The following is a 16,223-nucleotide window of genomic DNA, read 5'->3' on the forward strand; positions in this document are numbered from 1 at the left end:
TTAGATCTTGCAGGCGCCGCTTTCGCAGTCATCATCGCCGCCCTTGGCCGGCAACAAATCTTCCTGGACGTCTTCCGCGCCGTCGCGGGTGTTCTGATAGTACAGCGTCTTGACGCCAAACTTGTAGGTGGTGAGCAGGTCTTTCAACAGCTGCTTCATTGGCACCTTGCCGCCCGGGAAGCGGGTTGGGTCATAGTTGGTGTTGGCAGAGATCGACTGGTCGATAAACTTCTGCATCAGACCGACCAGTTGCAGGTAGCCGTCGTTGTTCGGCATTTCCCACAGCAGCTCGTAGTCGTTTTTCAGACGTTCGTACTCCGGCACCACCTGGCGCAGGATGCCGTCTTTCGACGCTTTGATGCTGATGTGACCACGTGGTGGCTCAATACCGTTGGTGGCGTTGGAAATCTGCGAAGAGGTTTCCGAAGGCATCAGTGCCGACAGGGTTGAGTTGCGCAGACCGGTTTCCTTGATCTCTTTACGCAGGGTTTCCCAGTCGTAGTGCAGCGGCTCTTGGCAGATGACATCCAGATCTTTCTTGTAGGTGTCGATCGGCAGGATCCCCTGCGAATAGGTGGTTTCATTGAACCACGGGCAAGCCCCTTGTTCCTGAGCCAGACGGTTCGAGGCCTTCAGCAGGTAATACTGGATAGCTTCGAATGTCTTGTGGGTCAGGTTGTTGGCGCTGCCATCGGAATAACGCACGCCGTTCTTCGCCAGGTAGTAAGCGTAGTTAATCACGCCAATACCCAGGGTGCGACGGCCCATGGCGCCACGGTGTGCGGCTTTGATTGGGTAGTCCTGGTAGTCCAGCAGGGCATCCAATGCGCGCACTGCCAGGGTGGCCAGCTCTTCCAAATCGTCCAGGCTTTCGATGGCGCCCAGGTTAAAGGCGGACAGCGTACACAGGGCAATTTCGCCGTTTTCGTCGTTGACGTCATCCAGCGGTTTGGTCGGCAGGGCGATTTCCAGGCACAGGTTGGACTGGCGCACCGGTGCGATCTGCGGATCAAACGGGCTGTGGGTGTTGCAGTGGTCAACGTTCTGGATGTAGATACGGCCGGTAGAGGCGCGTTCCTGCATCATCAGCGAGAACAGTTCAACCGCTTTTACGCGCTTCTGGCGGATGCTGTCGTCTTGCTCGTACTGGGTATACAAACGTTCGAATTCGTCCTGGTCGGCGAAGAACGCGTCATACAGACCCGGAACGTCCGATGGGCTAAACAGGGTGATGTCCTGGCCCTTGATCAGGCGCTGGTACATCAGGCGGTTCAACTGCACGCCGTAGTCCATGTGGCGCACGCGGTTGCCTTCAACGCCACGGTTGTTTTTCAGTACCAGCAGGCTTTCAACTTCCAGATGCCACATCGGGTAGAACAGCGTCGCTGCACCACCACGCACGCCGCCCTGAGAACAGGACTTCACCGCGGTCTGGAAGTGTTTGTAGAACGGGATACAGCCAGTATGGAAGGCTTCACCGCCGCGGATCGGGCTGCCCAGCGCACGGATGCGACCGGCGTTGATACCGATGCCGGCGCGTTGCGAAACGTATTTCACAATGGCGCTGGAAGTGGCGTTGATGGAATCCAGGCTGTCGCCGCACTCAATCAGCACGCACGAGCTGAACTGGCGGGTAGGGGTGCGCACGCCGGACATGATTGGCGTAGGCAGTGAGATTTTGAAGGTGGAGATCGCGTCGTAGAAACGTTTAATATAGTCCAGACGGGTCTCACGCGGGTAGTTGGAGAACAGGCACGCGGCCACCAGAATATACAAGAACTGCGCGCTCTCGTAGATCTCGCCGCTGACGCGGTTCTGCACCAGATACTTCCCTTCCAGCTGTTTAACGGCCGCGTAGGAGAAGTTCATATCACGCCAGTGATCGATAAAGGAGTCCATCTGCTCGAACTCTTCAGTGCTGTAGTCTTCCAGCAGATGCTTATCGTACTTGCCCATTTCTACCATGCGGGTCACGTGAGCGAGCAGCTTTGGCGGCTCGAACTGACCGTAAGCTTTTTTGCGCAGATGGAAGATGGCCAGGCGCGCGGCCAGATACTGATAGTCCGGTGCGTCGCGGGAGATCAGATCGGCTGCTGCTTTGATAATGGTTTCATGAATATCAGCGGTTTTGATGCCGTCATAAAACTGAATATGGGAACGCAACTCTACTTGAGAAACGGAGACGTTGTTTAACCCTTCCGCGGCCCAGTCGATGACACGGTGGATTTTGTCTAAGTTGATGCGCTCTTTACGGCCATCGCGTTTAGTTACAAGCAGACTTTGGTTCATGTGGTGTTTTACCTGTCCGTATGGTGCCCCTAAGCAGAAGTGTAGTAGCTCTGCTCAGTATGTAAACACTATATATAGGGGGTGTATGTCGGTGAGGTAACAAGATAGTGAGAAAACAGGGCGTTTGCAAGTGAACAAAAGTGGCCTAATTTGTGGATAACTTGGGGGTGAAATGTGACTTGTCTTTCGCAGTGCGCGCTGTGACTGGCGCGACAAGCTTGTCAATAAGCGGGATAAGATTTTCCCTATAATCAGAAAAACGTGATCGTTTGCCGCTTTATTAAACGTTAGAAAAAAACGGCATATTGTTAGCCATCAAAGTTCTAAAAATTCATAAACAGGTAGAAAACCGGGCTGGCGCAATCTTTTGCACAATGTCCGTCAGCGTGATTCCCCGTAGCTATTCTGGCGACAATGAGGGCTACCGTTAACCACGGTTTCTCGTTCGTGAGATGGGGGAGGATAGATACCAGGCAAGAGATTGCGGATTCCAGCCCTTGCCTTCGCAAGAGAGCGTTTGCGGCCATAAGAGGTTTACGGGAGCTTTCGGGCCAACTTTACTCCCGCAAATTGATCAATTTCAGGCGTAGACTGACAGCGGTTGATACGGCTAGCTTTCGCAGCGCGTGGGGATCAGCACCTCTTTGCTTTGATATTTATAAGGAATAAAATACTCTTTATGGCCTTGTTCCTCACTTTTGCTTTGTTGCCCGGCAGCAATCGCCACCATCAATTGCGCGATTTCCAGGGAAAGCTCTTGTTGCGATATTGCCTCGCTTAACAGCCGGCCGGCATCCACATCCATATCATCAATCATGTTTTCAAACGTTTGGCTGTTGCCGGTGATTTTTATTACTGGGGCAACCACGGATCCCACTACGCTGCCGCGACCGGTGACAAAAAATATAATATGGCTACCGCAGGAGATAAGATCCATCAGCCCTTCATTATCATTAGGGTTAGTGATGCCAAATTGCATCCAGTGGGGATCTGGCGTGCTATCAAGTAACCACAGGCCTTTTCGCTGGGGACTACCGCTGACTTTAAGCACCCCTTGAATGGGGCGAGAGCCGCTCTTTATTACGGCACCCATGCTTTTTTCTTCGATTGTGGATAATCCTCCGGCAAAGTTTCCCGGACTGACCGAGTATTGCCTAACCGATTTACAGTAATCGAGCGCCTTATTGTAGGTGGCAACGATTTCATCCTTCGCGCTTTCGGTTGCGGCTCGCTGGGACAAAATATCAATCAAGCCTATGGCTTCCACGATCTCTTCAAAAATTGCCGTGCCGCCCGCATCGACCAACCAGTCAAAAAAGTTGCCCACCGCCACATTGCCCGCCAGCCCGCTGGTATAGTCGCTGCCCCCACACTCGCTGCCGATAATTAAGTCAGCAAAGCCCATGGGCACTCGGCTGGTGCGTGTTAATTCTGCCTGCATTCTCCTGACATGCTCAACGCCTAACTCCACACTGCCTTTTGTGCCGCCGGTTTGCTGAATATAGAACCAGGCCGTCGGCTTTCCTTCTTCTTTTGCGATATTGCTGAGCCACTCTGGCTGGATGTACTCACACCCTAACCCTACGGCAAGGACACCGCCTACATTAGGATGGCGAATTAATGAGATCAGCATTCTGACGGCGTACTCATTGTCGGTACAACCGGAAAACCCAACGGCTTCAACTTCGGCGTCATTCACTTTTTCGGTTATTTTATCGGCCACAAAATGGGCGCATTCCACGGTGTAAATAACCAATATCTTATTGCGGATCCCCTTGGTGCCGTTCTGACGCAGGTAACCTGACCACGTCACCGATTTCAGGCTTTCTAACTTATTCATATTTGACATCCTTAGGGGCGCCGGTCACGAGATCCAGATGGGATGAGCGTTCGTCATAGTTGCTTTGCATAACGTGCAGGTGAACCCAATCGCCCGTTTTGACTGCTTGGGTCGCACTGCCGATGTTGATGCCGTATTTAATGATGGGGTCGCCCATGGAAATGGGACATAACGCGATTTTATGGCCGATATTGATATTCTCATTGGCGATGATGCTGTCATTTCCACAGCCGCGAACCGAGACTTTGCCCGTTTGTATGGGGGTTAGCGCCGTAGCGACATTATCAACGTCATTAATCTTGTATGCGACTTGCTCCATAATAGCCCTCCCGATCTTATTATTTAGGCTGGATATCAGTGCTATCACCCAGTAATAGCACTGGCTAATCAATCAGAAACCAATCAGAGCGCCACCATCCACCACCAGAACCTGACCGCTGATAAAGGCGGCTGCTTCTGAAGCCAAATAAGTGGCGGCCCAGCCAATGTCTTCTGGCTTGCCGAATTTCTTCATCGGGGTTCGTCCGAGAATTTTATTTCGGCGCTCATCATCGCCTTCAATGGCTTTGCGCAGCATGGGCGTGTCGATCCAGCCCGGCGCGATGCCGTTGACTCGTATTCCTGCCCCAGCCAGTTCAGTGGTCAGCGCACGAATAAGTCCCAGATAGGCTGACTTCGCTGCCGCATAGCCGGCAACATAGGGCTGCCCAAGAAATGACGTCATGGAGGCGGTAAACAAAACGCTGGCATTGCCATGCCGCTTCATGTGTGGGACTAACGCTTTGGTCAAGGCAAACGCTGCGACAACGTGAACATCAAGAACGGATTCAAAATCCTCAACGCTCATCTCCTCGATGGGCTTTTTGCAATGGTTGCCCGCGTTGTTGACCAGGATGTCGATTTGCCCAACCTGCTCGAGTAATCCATTGACCCATGCCTGGGTTTTGGCGGTTTCACTGACGTTAAATTGACTGTAGGTTGCCTGAGGGCCGAGGTTTTCTGCGGCCTGCTGAGCGAGTGGGCCATTGAGGTCGGCAATGATGACTTTTGCGCCGCTGGCCACCATGCATTCGGCCATTGCGTAACCCAGGCCGCTGGCCGCGCCAGTAATTAATGCCGTTTTACCTTCGAGTGAAAATGCATTTTTTAACATAGTCATAATCTCTGATTGATTGCGGTTTAAAAGGCGATAAGTATTTTGGTTACGGCACCAGGATCGGCGGCCCACGCGATAAAGGCTTCACCAGCCTGTTCGAGCGGATAATGGGCTGTGATAATGGAATGTAGGGGGTAGCGTTGCTGTTCCATCAAGGCCAGTACGGCGCGAAAATCTGCCACCGTAGCGTTTCGTGAGCCGCGGATATCCACCTCTTTCAGCAAAAAAAGCGCGCTGTTGTAGTTAACCGGTTTTTTTGCATAGCCGACGTAAACGATGCGGCCAGAAAAGGCGACCAGTTCGAGAGATTGCTCGATGGAAGCTGTTTGCCCGGCGGCCTCAATGACCAGTGTCGGGCCACGGCCTTCGTCGATCTTGCCCAGTTCGTTGGCGAGGTCGACCTTTTCACCATTGATGAATGAGCAAGCGCCGCAGGCCAGAGCCACGGCCTGTTTGCGATCGTCTATGTCTATGGCGATCACCCGTGCCCCCATGGCTGCTGCTGCGGCTATGGCTCCAAGGCCAATGACACCGCAACCTATCACGGCCACCCATTCTCCAACCTGAATGGCGCCACGACGGGCGGCGTGCAGCCCAACGGCCAGAGGTTCAACCAGAGCCAGTTCATCAAAGCTCAGGGCATTGCAAACAAGAACTTTATTGGCCGCAATAGCCAGCCTTTGCGCCATCCCCCCCTGACGCTGGACGCCGAGCGTTTGATTGTGCTTACAAGCATTCGGCCTGCCAGCGAGGCAACTGCTGCAAACCCCGCATTCTGTGCAAGGCAGGACCACCACGCGATCGCCCGGTTTGGCCGTCGTGACGTTGCACCCCGTGCGGATAACTTCGCCGCCAATTTCATGGCCGGGAATGCAAGGGTATACAACCAGCGGGTTAAACCCACGGTAGGTATTTAAATCGGAGCCGCAGAGGCCGACGCGTTGGACATCGATAAGCACCTCATTATCACCGCATAAGGCCTCAGGGATATCGACGAATTCGGTATGGGAATTTTTATCAATGGTTAATGCTTTCATTATTATTGTTTCCTCAGGTTCGTTAAGCTGTCCGTGAGAGGTTGTGCTTTTTTATTTGAATTAATGGGTTTGACAAACAAGGCGACGCTTAATGCGCCGAAAATACCTACGATGCCGGCCAATACGAAGGCTGAAATAAAACTGCCACCGCTGTATTGAACAATAAAACCGGTCAGAATAGGGGCGATCATGCCTGAAGTATTCGCCAGCAGATGAACAAAACCACCCACGCCACCCACTTTATCGGCGGAAATACTGTCGGAAATAATAGACCAGGGCGATGATGCTGCCAGATACATAAAGAATATGCCGAAGGACATCATAATGACGGCAAAAGTCACGGAGTCGACGATCCCGGCAATGCAGATACATACGGAGGAAGCAATTAAACCGACAACAATAAGCAGCTTTCTGGAAAAAAGTAATCTTCCGCTTTTCTTGTAAATATAATCGGAGACTGCGCCCCCCATGACCATGCCAACGCTGCCAAGTAGCCAGGGAATCGAGGAGGCAATACTCATTTCAGCAATGTTCAGCCCTTTTGCCATCGAGAGGTAGCTGGGAAACCAGGTCAGGAAGAAATAAAGAATATAGTTGATGGCAAAGAACGCCATGCCGGTCGCCAGAACCAGAGGCTGTGTCATATAAAAGCGAAACGGCAACCTGGTCTGGGTATCATGGTTTACCGGCGCATTGTGCAGCGCCGTTTCAAACTCTTCAATTTCAACAGGCTGGGTCTTAGGGTGATCTTTAGGGTTGTCAGTAAAGTTTTTCAGCCAGAAGAAGGTCCACACAAAGCCAAGTGACATGAGAATGATAAAGGCTACTCGCCAGTTCCACATAATGATCAGGAATCCAACGATGGGGCCCGCGATAGCCCCTCCGAGTGGATTGCCCGCATTGGCAATGCCGATGGCGCGTGCACGCTGGTGAATCGGGATCCAGTGGGTGATGACCTTATTGATATTGGTGCTGACCGGGCCCTCGCTCATCCCAAAAATAACCCGAATTATAAAGAGGATAATGTAGCTGAAAGCGACCCCGGTCAGACCACAGAATAACGACCAGGTAAGCATGGCAATGGCCATCACTTTGCGCGGGCCGTAAATATCAGACAGATACCCTCCGACGAAGTTAAATAAGGCATAGCCGAAAAAGAAGCTGCTCAGCATTACCCCAATTTCAGCAGGAGAAAGTTGTAGATAATCTTTTATATAGGGCATGGCAACAGAAAAGGCCGCCCGATCGAGATAGTTAATAATGCTCGCGATAAACAAGAGTGTTATTATTTTATTTCTCTGTTTCATGATTGCATACTCATATTGAATGGCTAAATATAAGCCCACCATGCGAACCGGTTATCATGGGCCGGGTGAGGTCACATTACGCCAAAGGTATCGAATGCCTCTACCGTGCTCATGCCATTGCTGATGGCCGTCCTGACGCTATTTTCTGTGGAGACTTTTTCTAATGCTAAACTAATGGCGTCACGTTCAACTTCTTGCGGGATGATTAATACGCCATCACGGTCGCCATAGACAATATCGCCTGGATTTACCCTTATTCCGTTAAATTCAATAGGAACGCGATAATCGATTACTTTTCCTCTGGGGCCTTGATCTTGTGCATAAGTGCCGTGTGAGAAAGTGGGGAAATTTAATTCCAGGATTTCATTGCTATCGCGCACATATCCATCAAGCACGGCGCCAGCCGCTTTCAAATGACGAGCCCGGGTTGACATCAGACCGCCCCAAAGCGCGTAACGCAGAGAACTTCCTGTGGCGATGTACACCTCGTCTTCTTTCAACGAATCCAGTGCTTCAAACATTAATCCAAAAGGTTTCTGGGTGATTTCACTATGCCCGGAGCTTGATTGAAGTTCGTAAACATCGGCTTCGAGCACCGGCATCGCCCTGCCGGCAACCACCATATTCATCTGCAGCGGTTTGATGGAGGGGGCAAAAAACTGATGTAAAAATCCCATAGTATCAAGAATATCCCCGACAACGGCGGGGAACAGTTTGGTGCGCATCAGTTGGAAGAGCTCTTGATCATTCGACCACATTTTTTTCTCCTGAAAAGAAAATTTCTATTTGGCCCCAAGAGCAGGCTCGGGGGTTTTCACAGGAAAAATTACGCGCAACCTATCAACCTGTCAAACAGGTTGATAGGGATGATTTTATATATGATATTAAGCTCACATTTTTAGTAAAATGACGGAGAGAACCGCCCGGAAGGGGCCGTTGATGGTGTTGAATTGTGGTGGTGGTCTGAGAGAAGAAAATACCGCGAGTTTGATGACAAGGGGCTTTGGGCCCGGGATACCAGGGCCTGGTGCACCGAGATCCATGATGGGCACGTTCTGCCTGATAACCGGCTTTGTCAGTAGTCTGCCGTGATGTTTTCGGCTTTGCTCTTCATCCAGTACATTTGTAGTTGTAAATTTTGGAGTCGTTTAAAATGGATACAAAGATGCCGATTCAGAGCCACACATTGTCCTCGCAAATCAAGCATTACGTGCTGGATATGATAAGCCAGCAACAGCTGACTCCGGGGATGGCGGTTCCAAGTGAAGTAAAATTAATTGAGGAGCTAGGCGTCAGTCGTGGGGTGATCCGTGAGGCATACCGTTCACTGTCCGCACTGGGGATCCTGGAGATAAAAAGCGGTAAAGTCCCGCGGGTGAAAGCGTTCGACAGCAGCGTGCTTGAGCTTATTTTTGGCTTTGCCATCGCGTCAAACCAGGTGTCGGTCTCGCAGATCCTGAGCGTGCGCCAGTGGCTTGAAATCGGCAGTGCCGGCATGGCGGCAATCCACGGCAATGAAGAGGATTTTCGCCAGTTGCAAGATGAGATGAAGCAGATTGAAGCGTGCATCTTTGACACTGAAAAATTTATTCAGCATGACATTAACTTCCATCTCATTATTGCCCGGGCATCTCGCAACCCTCTGTCCGGTATTTTATTGCAGTCCCTGCATGAACAACTCAGACGTTCTATCCATGCCGGTCTCGAAGCGCAAAGCGGAAGCGACGCCGAAAGAAAACAGATTGTCTCTTTGCATCAGGATATTTGCGATTGCGTTTGCGCCCAGGACTCGGAAGGGGCGATGAAAGCGATGACGAACCATTTTAATACGGCAGTCAACTCTTTGATTGAAAAGGGCGAGAAGGCCAATGATGGAGCCTGAAGAAGGGCGTTTATTTTTCTGCGGTGAGTGCTTAAACACCCACCGCGTTTGAGAGCGGCATCAGCCTTCGTGCTGAGTATGTACCATGTAGTTCACATCAACGTTGCCACCCAGCTTGAAGTGGTCGGTGATCGGGTTGTAATGCAGGCCAATCATGTGTTTTTCGCGCAGCGGCGTGCCGTCAACCCAGCCGATGAGCTCGGAAGGGCGGATGAACTTCTTATGGTCGTGGGTACCCTGAGGGACCATCTTCAGAATATATTCCGCACCTATGACCGCCATCAGCCAGGCCTTGGTGTTGCGGTTGATGGTAGAGAAGAACACATGGCCACCCGGTTTGACCAGGTGAGCGCAGGCGCGCACCACCGAAGCCGGATCGGGCACGTGCTCCAGCATTTCCATACAGGTTACGACGTCGTATTTTTGCGGGTTGGCCTGGGCGTGGCTCTCTACCGTTTCCTGCACGTAATTCACGTTCATGCCAGTTTCCAGCGCGTGTAACCGGGCCACTTGCAATGGCTCGGCACCCATGTCCAAACCGGTCACTTTTGCGCCTTCACGCGCCATGCTTTCCGCCAAAATGCCGCCGCCGCAGCCCACGTCGAGGACGGTTTTATCAAAAATGCCGCCTGAGCGTTGCAGGATATAATTCAGGCGCAGTGGGTTGATACGGTGCAGCGGCTTGAACTCACCTTCCAAATCCCACCAGCGAGAGGCCACGGCCTCGAACTTGGCGATTTCCTGATGGTCTACGTTTTGCGCTTGGCTGGATGATTCTGCATTCATGGGCGTATTTGGCTCCTGGTTCTCGTTGCGCGGATTATACATGTTCCGGCGCAGCGCCGTCTGCGCCGATGCATTTTTAGCGCACATATATGCACAATTTCAGTGAATCGGCGGCGGTTATTTTCCCGTAAAGCGTGCTTTGTGATATAGTTTTACACCTTTGCCACTATGGCAGCGGGCAGATGAATCATTAGTAGAGGGATAGCAGCTCCATGAGCGACCTTGCCAGAGAAATCACACCGGTAAACATCGAAGACGAGTTGAAAAACTCGTATCTGGACTACGCGATGTCCGTAATTGTCGGACGTGCGCTGCCAGATGTTCGTGATGGACTGAAGCCGGTACACCGCCGCGTTTTGTACGCGATGAACGTACTGGGTAACGACTGGAATAAACCATACAAGAAATCGGCCCGTGTCGTCGGGGACGTCATCGGTAAATATCACCCACACGGTGACAGCGCGGTTTACGACACCATCGTGCGTATGGCTCAACCTTTCTCACTGCGCTATATGCTGGTGGACGGTCAGGGTAACTTCGGTTCCGTCGACGGCGACTCCGCCGCGGCGATGCGTTACACCGAAGTGCGCATGTCAAAAATTGCTCACGAACTGCTGGCGGATCTGGAAAAAGAAACCGTCGACTTCGTGCCTAACTACGATGGCACCGAGCAGATCCCAGCCGTCATGCCAACCAAGATCCCGAACCTGCTGGTTAACGGCTCGTCGGGTATTGCCGTGGGCATGGCCACCAACATTCCGCCGCATAACCTGTCAGAGGTTATCAACGGTTGCCTGGCCTACATCGATGATGAAAACATCAGCATCGAAGGCCTGATGGAACACATCCCGGGGCCGGACTTCCCGACGGCGGCGATCATCAACGGCCGTCGCGGTATCGAAGAGGCCTACCGCACCGGGCGCGGCAAGATCTACCTGCGCGCACGTGCTGAAGTGGAAGCCGATGCCAAGACCGGGCGCGAAACCATTATTGTTCACGAGATCCCATATCAGGTGAACAAGGCGCGTCTGATCGAGAAGATCGCCGAGCTGGTTAAAGAAAAACGCGTGGAAGGCATCAGCGCACTGCGCGACGAGTCCGACAAAGACGGCATGCGCATCGTGGTCGAGATCAAACGCGATGCGGTTGGCGAAGTGGTACTGAACAACCTGTACTCACTGACGCAATTGCAGGTCACCTTCGGCATCAACATGGTGGCATTGCACCAGGGCCAGCCGAAGTTGCTGAACCTGAAAGACATTTTGCAGGCGTTTGTTCGTCACCGCCGCGAAGTGGTCACCCGCCGCACCATCTTTGAACTGCGTAAAGCTCGCGATCGCGCCCACATCCTGGAAGCGTTAGCTATTGCACTGGCCAACATCGATCCGATCATCGAACTGATCCGTCGTGCGCCAACCCCAGCGGAAGCGAAAGCCGGCTTGGTTGCGCAGGCATGGGATCTGGGCAATGTCGGCGCCATGCTGGAACGCGCGGGTGATGACGCGGCTCGTCCTGAGTGGCTGGAGCCGGAGTTCGGTATCCGTGACGGCAAATATTACCTGACCGAGCAGCAAGCTCAGGCAATTTTGGATCTGCGCCTGCAGAAACTGACCGGCCTGGAGCATGAAAAGCTGCTGGACGAGTATAAAGAGCTGCTGACCGCCATTGCGGAGCTGATCTTTATTCTGGAAAACCCAGACCGCCTGATGGAAGTGATCCGCGAAGAGCTGGTCGCAATTAAAGAGCAGTACAACGACGGCCGCCGTACCGAGATCACCGCCAACACTTCCGATATCAATATCGAAGACCTGATCAATCAGGAAGACGTGGTTGTTACGCTGTCGCACCAGGGCTATGTGAAGTATCAGCCATTGAGCGACTATGAAGCGCAACGCCGCGGCGGTAAGGGCAAGTCCGCTGCACGTATCAAAGAAGAAGACTTTATCGATCGTCTGTTGGTGGCTAACACCCACGACACGATCCTGTGCTTCTCCAGCCGTGGCCGCCTGTACTGGATGAAGGTGTACCAGCTGCCTGAAGCCAGCCGTGGCGCACGTGGCCGTCCAATCGTCAACTTGTTGCCGCTGGAAGCCAATGAGCGTATCACCGCTATTCTGCCGGTGCGCGAGTATGAAGAAGGGCGTCATGTGTTCATGGCAACCGCCAGCGGCACCGTGAAGAAAACGGCGTTGACCGACTTTAGCCGCCCACGCAGCGCCGGCATCATCGCCGTTAACCTCAATGAGGGTGACGAGCTGATTGGTGTTGACCTGACCGACGGCAGCAATGAAGTCATGCTGTTCTCCGCCAACGGTAAAGTGGTTCGCTTCCCGGAAACGCAGGTGCGCTCCATGGGCCGTACTGCTACCGGCGTGCGCGGTATCAACCTGGGCGAAGGCGACAGCGTTATCTCCCTGATTGTGCCTCGCGGTGAAGGCGATATTCTGACCGTTACCCAGAACGGCTACGGTAAACGTACTGCGGTTACCGAATACCCAACCAAGTCACGTGCCACCCAAGGGGTTATCTCCATCAAGGTTAGCGAGCGTAATGGTCAGGTAGTGGGTGCGGTACAGGTGGATACCACCGATCAGATCATGATGATCACCGATGCCGGTACGCTGGTGCGTACTCGCGTTTCGGAAGTCAGCGTGGTTGGTCGTAATACCCAGGGTGTTACGCTGATCCGTACTGCGGAAGACGAGAATGTCGTTGGTCTGCAGCGCGTTGCCGAACCGGTAGAAGATGAAGAGCTCGACAGCCTCGAAGCCGGCGCGGAGGCCGTAGAAGAAGACGCTACACCGCTGGACGAAGGCGACGACGATTCTGAAGCGGTAGACGACGCGGAAGATGACAACGCCTAAGCCATAGTTGGCGGCATCTCGCCACTATTGCACAGAAAAATACAGGGCCTGGCAGCGATGCTAGGCCCTTTTTCAGTTATATGGTTTAATTAGCGGACCCAAGCCAACAGCTCCCGGCTCTGATATGAACGCGCTGGCCACCACTCACATTCGTACGGTATCCGATTGAAATATTTAGCCTCTTTTCGCACCACGTTAAAGATTTCCCGCTATCTGTTCCGGGTGCTGGCGATAATGCTGTGGTCGCTGGGGGCGTTGCTCACCACTTTCTATATCCTGAATATCTTGCATCAGAAAGAATCTGACATTCGGCAGGACTACAATCTGAATTTTGATCAGGCGCAGGGCTACATTCGTCATTCGGCCGATATCATCCGCGATATCAAGTATATGGCGGAAAATCGCCTCAATGGCTCGGTCAGCAGCATGGACATGTTCAGCGGCATCTTTCCCGGCAAGAGCAGCCCGCCAGAGTTTTTCCCGCTCTATCCGGAGTCCAACTGTTCGCTTAATAACACCTACCGCAGCTCGCTCAATTCGCTGAGCGGGTTGATCCAGTATTGGAAAGAGAACTTTGTCGCGGCCTACGATCTCAACCGGGTGTTTTTCATCGGCGGTGATAGCCTGTGCATGGCTGAGTTCGGCGGCAGTAGCGGTGTAGCCAACCGGCCAGATGCGCTGAAAACGCTGCATGAGCGCATCCTTAAATATCGCAACGCCAAGAACCAGGATAAAGACAACAATCTGTACTGGATCAGCCCAAGCCAGCAGCGGCCGGATGTCGGCTATCTGTATGTGCTGACGCCAATCTATATTGGCTCCAAGCTGGAGGCGTTGCTGGGCATTGAGCAGACGATACGTCTGGAAGACTTCGTGACTACCGGCAACCTGCCGATCGCCGTCACCCTGCTGGATGAGAACAACGAGCCGATACTGCAGCTGGCAGATGGTGAGCGCAATGCGCAAGCGCCCGACAGTTATCCGACGGAACAAGCCTACTTTGGTTACGTCGATAATTACCGCGACCTGATCATGAAAAAGGCGTTGCCGCCGTCATCGCTCAGCATCGTTTATGCGGTGCCGGTGAAAACGGTGGTTGAGCGCTTCAAAATGCTGATCCTCAATGCGGTGCTGCTGAATCTGCTGTCCGCCATCGTGTTGTTCACCCTGGCCTGGTTGTTTGAACGCAAAATGTTCCTGCCAGCAGAGGACAACGCTTTTCGGCTGGAGGAACATGAGCAGTTCAACCGTAAAATTGTCGCCTCGGCCCCGGTGGGCATCTGTATTTTGCGCATCAGCGACGGAACCAACATTCTGAGTAACGAGTTGGCGCACAACTACATTAATTTGCTGACTCACGAGGATCGCGATCGCATTACACGCATCATCTGCGAGCAGCAGGTGAATTTTGTCGATGTGATGACCAGTAATAACAATAACCTGCAAATCAGCTTCGTTCATTCCCGTTACCGTAATGAGGACGTGGCGATCTGTGTGCTGGTGGACGTCAGCGCCCGCGTGAAAATGGAGGAGTCGCTGCAAGAGATGGCCGCCGCCGCGGAGCAGGCCAGCCAATCGAAATCGATGTTCCTGGCGACCGTTAGCCATGAGCTGCGCACGCCGTTGTACGGCATCATCGGCAACCTCGATTTGCTGCAGACCAAGGCATTGCCGCAGGGCGTTGATCGACTGGTCAATGCGATGAACAACTCTTCCGGACTGCTGCTGAAAATCATCAGCGATATTCTGGACTTCTCGAAAATTGAATCCGAGCAGTTGAAGATAGAACCGCGAGAGTTCTCCTGTCTGGAGGTGATTACCCACATTGCCGGCAACTATTTACCGTTGGTGGTGAAGAAGCGGTTGGGGCTGTACTGCTTTATCGAGCAAAACGTGCCTGAGCGCATTTCCGGCGATCCGGTGCGGTTGCAGCAGGTATTGTCCAACTTGTTGAACAACGCCATTAAGTTCACCGATACCGGCTGCATCATCCTGCAGGTCTGCACCCGTGGCAATTATCTGGAGTTCAGCGTTCGCGACACTGGAGTCGGTATCCCGGAAAAAGAGATTACCCGCCTGTTCGACCCGTTCTTCCAGGTGGGCAGTGGTGTGCAGCGCCATTTCCAGGGGACCGGGCTGGGGCTGGCGATTTGCGAGAAGCTGATCAACATGATGGACGGTGACATTGCCGTTGAATCCGAGCCGGGATTAGGCAGCCTGTTCACCATCCGTATTCCTCTGTTCAGCGCCCAGTTCCCTATCCCGCAGCCCAGCGATACCTGGCAGGGCAAAACACTGTGGCTGGATATCCGCAACCAGCGGCTGGAAAGCTATCTGATGGAGATCCTGGGCGGCTATGGTGCGACGGTATTACGCCATCAGGGGCAGGACACCGCTGAAGGCGAGGTGATGCTCAGCGATCACCCGTTGAGGGTCAGCACGCCGCTGTTGGCACAGATCCAATTTTCTATCGAGCACATCGGCCCGTCGCAGGAAACGCGCCCGGGTTACTGGATGCACAGCACCTCGACGCCGCGTGAAACCCTCATACTGCTCAACCGACTGTTTGGCACTCAGGATGAGAGTGGCAGTGCCCTGATGCAATTGCCGGTGCCGGCCAAGGCCAGCCAGGTCGACAACGGTGATATTCATTTACTGGTGGTGGATGATCATCCAATCAACCGCCGGTTGCTGTCCGATCAGCTTAGCTCGCTGGGTTACCTGGTGGTGACCGCCAATGATGGGCTCGACGCGCTGGACGTGCTGAGTCGCAATACCGTTGATATCGTGCTGACCGACGTCAATATGCCGAACATGGATGGCTATCACCTGACCCAGCGCCTGCGTGAATTGCAGTTTACTTCCCCGGTGATCGGGGTTACGGCGAATGCCCTGGCGGAAGAGAAGCAGCGCTGTATTGAGGCCGGCATGGATAATTGCCTGTCGAAACCGGTAACGCTGGAAACGCTGGAGCAAACATTGGCCTATTACAGCCAGCAGGTACGCCACGTACGCGCCGAGTCAGAAGAGGCCTAAAAGCAAAAGGGCGCAGCAAAATGCCA

The 16,223-nt window shown here is 53.0% G+C and carries 11 protein-coding genes; 3 read left to right on the forward strand and 8 right to left on the reverse strand.

What is annotated here, in order from left to right; translation table 11 throughout:
* The 7 genes from nrdA to H5P17_RS15890 all read right to left on the reverse strand — a co-directional run bounded on the left by nrdA (position 1) and on the right by H5P17_RS15890 (position 8,387).
* Positions 1–2,289, reverse strand: a complete 2,289-nt coding sequence (gene nrdA, locus H5P17_RS15860) for a class 1a ribonucleoside-diphosphate reductase subunit alpha (RefSeq protein WP_044552595.1) — start codon at positions 2,287–2,289, stop codon at positions 1–3.
* Positions 2,290–2,899: 610 nt separating this feature from the next.
* Positions 2,900–4,129 carry a UxaA family hydrolase gene (locus H5P17_RS15865; RefSeq protein WP_182823915.1) on the reverse strand — a complete coding sequence of 410 codons (1,230 nt, stop codon included), beginning with the start codon at positions 4,127–4,129 and terminating at the stop codon, positions 2,900–2,902.
* The gene (locus tag H5P17_RS15870) at positions 4,122–4,448 is read right to left on the reverse strand and encodes a UxaA family hydrolase (RefSeq protein WP_182823917.1); all 327 of its coding nucleotides are present in this window, start codon (positions 4,446–4,448) and stop codon (positions 4,122–4,124) included. The genes H5P17_RS15865 and H5P17_RS15870 overlap by 8 nt, the downstream gene beginning before the upstream one ends.
* A gap of 72 nt (positions 4,449–4,520) precedes the next feature.
* A complete protein-coding gene (locus H5P17_RS15875) occupies positions 4,521–5,357 on the reverse strand; it encodes an SDR family NAD(P)-dependent oxidoreductase (RefSeq protein ID WP_370570043.1) in 837 nt (278 codons plus the stop codon).
* A complete protein-coding gene (locus H5P17_RS15880; protein WP_182823919.1) occupies positions 5,309–6,322 on the reverse strand; it encodes a zinc-binding alcohol dehydrogenase family protein in 1,014 nt (337 codons plus the stop codon). The genes H5P17_RS15875 and H5P17_RS15880 overlap by 49 nt, the downstream gene beginning before the upstream one ends.
* Positions 6,323–6,324: 2 nt before the next feature.
* Positions 6,325–7,629: an MFS transporter gene (locus H5P17_RS15885; RefSeq protein WP_182823921.1), complete on the reverse strand. Its 1,305-nt coding sequence runs from the start codon at positions 7,627–7,629 to the stop codon at positions 6,325–6,327.
* Between the two features lie 71 nt (positions 7,630–7,700).
* Positions 7,701–8,387: an RraA family protein gene (locus H5P17_RS15890; protein WP_044552588.1), complete on the reverse strand. Its 687-nt coding sequence runs from the start codon at positions 8,385–8,387 to the stop codon at positions 7,701–7,703.
* Between the two features lie 395 nt (positions 8,388–8,782).
* On the opposite strand from H5P17_RS15890, the gene H5P17_RS15895 reads away from it, so the two are divergent.
* Complete coding sequence (locus H5P17_RS15895; RefSeq protein WP_182823923.1) at positions 8,783–9,511, forward strand: FadR/GntR family transcriptional regulator; 729 nt, start codon at positions 8,783–8,785, stop codon at positions 9,509–9,511.
* Positions 9,512–9,571: 60 nt separating this feature from the next.
* Here H5P17_RS15895 and ubiG read toward each other — a convergent pair whose 3' ends face one another.
* Positions 9,572–10,297, reverse strand: coding sequence for a bifunctional 2-polyprenyl-6-hydroxyphenol methylase/3-demethylubiquinol 3-O-methyltransferase UbiG (gene ubiG, locus H5P17_RS15900; RefSeq protein ID WP_182823925.1), 726 nt, complete (start codon positions 10,295–10,297; stop codon positions 9,572–9,574).
* 212 nt (positions 10,298–10,509) lie between these two features.
* Here ubiG and gyrA point away from each other — a divergent pair, with 212 nt between their 5' ends.
* Positions 10,510–13,161, forward strand: a complete 2,652-nt coding sequence (gene gyrA, locus H5P17_RS15905; protein ID WP_122079889.1) for a DNA topoisomerase (ATP-hydrolyzing) subunit A — start codon at positions 10,510–10,512, stop codon at positions 13,159–13,161.
* 165 nt (positions 13,162–13,326) lie between these two features.
* The gene (rcsC, locus tag H5P17_RS15910) at positions 13,327–16,197 is read left to right on the forward strand and encodes a two-component system sensor histidine kinase RcsC (protein ID WP_182823926.1); all 2,871 of its coding nucleotides are present in this window, start codon (positions 13,327–13,329) and stop codon (positions 16,195–16,197) included.
* Positions 16,198–16,223 lie beyond the last annotated feature (26 nt).

The sequence above is a fragment of the Serratia sp. OS31 genome, assembly GCF_014164835.1.
Taxonomy (GTDB): Bacteria; Pseudomonadota; Gammaproteobacteria; order Enterobacterales; family Enterobacteriaceae; genus Serratia; species Serratia liquefaciens_A.